Annotated in this window: 3 protein-coding genes; 2 read left to right on the forward strand and 1 reads right to left on the reverse strand. The window is 73.1% G+C overall.

What is annotated here, in order from left to right; all coding sequences use genetic code 11:
- Positions 1 to 188: 188 nt before the first annotated feature.
- The gene (locus tag AC07FV_RS22005) at positions 189 to 1088 is read left to right on the forward strand and encodes a chaplin (RefSeq protein WP_479089036.1); all 900 of its coding nucleotides are present in this window, start codon (positions 189 to 191) and stop codon (positions 1086 to 1088) included.
- Between the two features lie 123 nt (positions 1089 to 1211).
- Here the strand turns inward: AC07FV_RS22005 and AC07FV_RS22010 are convergent, their stop codons facing one another.
- Positions 1212 to 1400 carry a DUF5703 family protein gene (locus tag AC07FV_RS22010; protein WP_027758838.1) on the reverse strand — a complete coding sequence of 63 codons (189 nt, stop codon included), beginning with the start codon at positions 1398 to 1400 and terminating at the stop codon, positions 1212 to 1214.
- 47 nt (positions 1401 to 1447) lie between these two features.
- On the opposite strand from AC07FV_RS22010, the gene AC07FV_RS22015 reads away from it, so the two are divergent.
- A complete protein-coding gene (locus AC07FV_RS22015) occupies positions 1448 to 2236 on the forward strand; it encodes a hypothetical protein (RefSeq protein ID WP_479089037.1) in 789 nt (262 codons plus the stop codon).
- The last annotated feature ends 122 nt before the right edge of the window (positions 2237 to 2358 follow it).

Here is a 2358-nt window from a genome sequence, read left to right on the forward strand (position 1 = left end):
ACGTCGAAGAAAAAAGGGGAGGTTGTCCCTCGCCCGGGGGGGGTGGGGTCCTGCGGCACAGGGAGCACACCCCAAGCTCTCTGGGCCCGACGGACTGTGCGGCCACAGGGGGCGGGGAAACGACGGCAGCGTCGGAATTCTCGGCATTCCCGTATCCACGGGACCAGGGCAAGGCAGGGATTCAGGAAATGCGACAGGTCACCCGCAAGGGCCTGATGACGATGGCGGCGGCCACCGGCGTGATCGCCGCCGCGGGCGGCACCGCCCACGCGGACTCGGGCGCGCACGGAGCGAGTTCGGGGTCGCCCGGCGTTCTGTCCGGCAACACGGTGCAGGCACCGGTGCACGTGCCGGTGAACGTCTGCGGCAACACGGTCGACGTCGTGGGCGTCCTCAACCCCGCGATGGGCAACTCGTGCGCCAACCGGAGCGGCGGTCCGTCCGGCGGGTACGGCGACGACGGCGGCTACGGGGACCAGGGCGGCTACGGGGGGCAGGGCGGTTCGCACGGCGGCTCGCACGCGGGCGGACACGCCACGGACTCGCCCGGCGTCGGCTCCGGCAACCACATCCAGGCGCCGATCCACGTGCCGGTGAACGTCTGCGGCAACAGCGTCTCCGTCATCGGCGTCCTCAATCCGACCACCGGCAACGACTGCGACAACGGGGGCTCGGGTGATCCGGGCGGCCCGGGGGACCCCGGTGAGCCCGGTAACCCCGGCAATCCCGGTGATCCGGGTAACCCCGGTGACCCGGGCGACCCTGGAGACCCGGGTAACCCTGGAGACCCCGGTGACCCCGGTAACCCTGGAGACCCGGGTGATCCGGGTAACCCTGGTGATCCGGGTAACCCTGGTGACCCGGGCACCCCCGGAAACCCCGGCACCCCGCCCGGTCCGGGCGACGAGACGCCGGGTGGTTCCCCCGGCGGCAACCAGCCGGGTGCCCAGGCCGTCGCGCAGCCCTCCGGCGGTGCGCAGCTCGCCGAGACCGGCAGCGGCCTGCCCCTGGGCCTCGCCCTCCCCGTCGGAGCGGGCGCGCTGCTCGCCGGTACGGTGCTCTACCGCAAGGCGCGCGCCTCGGCGTGACCGGGGCCGCAGGAGCGGCACGTCGAGCGGGCCCCGCACCGGCGGGGCCCGCTCCGTTTCCGTCACCGCGGCGTCCGTCACCGCGGTCCGCGCCACTCCGCCCGGTCGAGCCGGTCACCCGGCTCACCAGGTGGCGCGCACCTGGCGGATGATCCGCCGCCGCAACCGCACCCTGCGGCTGCCGTCGCGCAGCAGGCTCAGGCGGTAGAGCTCCCAGTGTCCGTACTCGGCGTGGTCCGTCAGCAGACGCGTCGTCTCCTTGCGGGAGACCCCGCGTGGCACGTACACGTCGACAAATTCGTATTCCGGCATCGCATCTATTGTGCGGGCTGGGGTCCGGTACGGATAGCGTCTGCACTATGTCTGATGCTGCGCAGCCCACCGCTGCCGAGGTACGCGCCGCCGCCGAGGCGGTCAAGACCGCGCTCGACCGCCACCTGGCCGCGGTCGAACGCCGGTCGGGGGAGGACGACCCGGCCGTCTACGACGCGTTCAACCAGCTGGCCGCGGCCGCGGAGGCGTACGACGAACTGCTCTACGACCGTTACGACGAGGTCACCCCCTTCGAGATCCCCGACGCGGAGGACTCGCTGCCGCCGTACACGGGGCCCGAGGAGCCGAACGCGCTGAGCGTCCTGATCCGCCGTGACTACGCCGTGGCCGAGCCGCAGCGGCTGATGGCCCAGGCCCGCCGGATCGAGGCGGCGGACGACGAGGGCGTGGGGGCGGCGGCCTCGGGCACGGTGCACGGGGCGCTCGGTCTGCTGTTCGGTGAGTTCGAGCCGGACGAGATCGCCTCCCGGCACAAGGAGTTCGGCCTGGAGGAAGGCGACTCCACGCTCTGGGTCACGGCCGCGGAGGAGACCCCCGACGCCGGTGAGTGGCTGGAGGCCCCGTTCGAGCAGGTCGACGCTCAGCACGTGGTCTGCCGCTTCGACGTCAGCGCGGTGTTCGACGAGGAGTTCGACGACGGCATGGACGGCGTCGACGAGGACGAGGACGCCGCCGGCGGCGGCGCCGACCTGGAGGACCTGGAGGAGGACCTCGACCTGGACGAGGACCTGGACGCCGACCTGGAAGCGGACGAGGACCTGGAGCCCCTCCGGGGCCGGGACGGCGAACCGGCGCGGCTGGATTCGGACCGCTGAACGACGCGAGTCGCGGAACGGCATGACGGCGGCGGGGGGGGGGGGGGACAAAAAATGCGGCACCCGGCCCCCCCCCCCCGGCCTCCCCCAGCGACCCCACCCCACCCCCCCTCCAACCCCCA

The organism is Streptomyces sp. NPDC045956, assembly GCF_056430705.1.